This is a genomic window from Alistipes sp. CAG:29, from assembly GCF_000435435.1.
Taxonomy (GTDB): domain Bacteria; phylum Bacteroidota; class Bacteroidia; order Bacteroidales; family Rikenellaceae; genus Alistipes; species Alistipes onderdonkii.
Map to the genome: position 1 here is coordinate 1 of NZ_FR893463.1, position 627 is coordinate 627.

2 protein-coding genes are annotated in these 627 nt (G+C 53.7%); both read left to right on the forward strand.

The genetic code is table 11. The features are described 5' to 3' along the window. Nucleotides 1-337, forward strand: a 337-nt coding sequence (locus QVP03_RS06965; protein WP_288210689.1) for a helix-turn-helix domain-containing protein, incomplete at its 5' end; no start/stop codon positions are given. A gap of 11 nt (nt 338-348) precedes the next feature. Continuing rightward, nucleotides 349-627: hypothetical protein (locus tag QVP03_RS06970; protein ID WP_288210690.1), on the forward strand; the 279-nt coding region annotated here is incomplete at its 3' end.

The following is a 627-nucleotide window of genomic DNA, read 5'->3' on the forward strand; positions in this document are numbered from 1 at the left end:
TTGCATCTTTGCGGCGAAAACCTACTGCAACCCGATTATGGAACGACTCGATGAGATTTTGGAAATCGTCCGAGAGATCCGCGAAGATATCGCCTATATGAAACGTCACCGGAATATGCTTTGCGGTACGCCGATCCTTGAAGTGAGCGAGGTCTGCGACCTGCTGAAGATCAGCGACCGTCAGTTGCGCCGTTACTGCGTCAGCGGTCAGCTCACCGGGTTCCACTTCGGGCGCCGTCTTATGTTCTCCGCTGCCGAGATAAACCGTTTTGTCGAGCGGATCGACACGGAGTGCCGGCAGCGAAAAGAACTTAAAAACCGGATCAGGAACCTTTAATTCATAACCCTATGCCTGACAAGTATTATTTGGTGGAGTCCGGAGCTTTGGAGAAACTGCTCCGCACGCATTTCATGCTGACACAATCCACACTGCTTTTCGAACACCTGTTGAGCCACAGCGACCGCCCGATGTTCCTCTCGGCCCGCAAGGTCTGCGAGGTGCTGGGTCTGGACCGTCACCAGCTCGAACAATGCCGTAAAAAGCGGATGATCCGCGCCCGTGCCGTCAACGGGCAGATGATGTACGATGCCTACGAATTGCTTGCGCTTACTGAACTTTTCTACCGC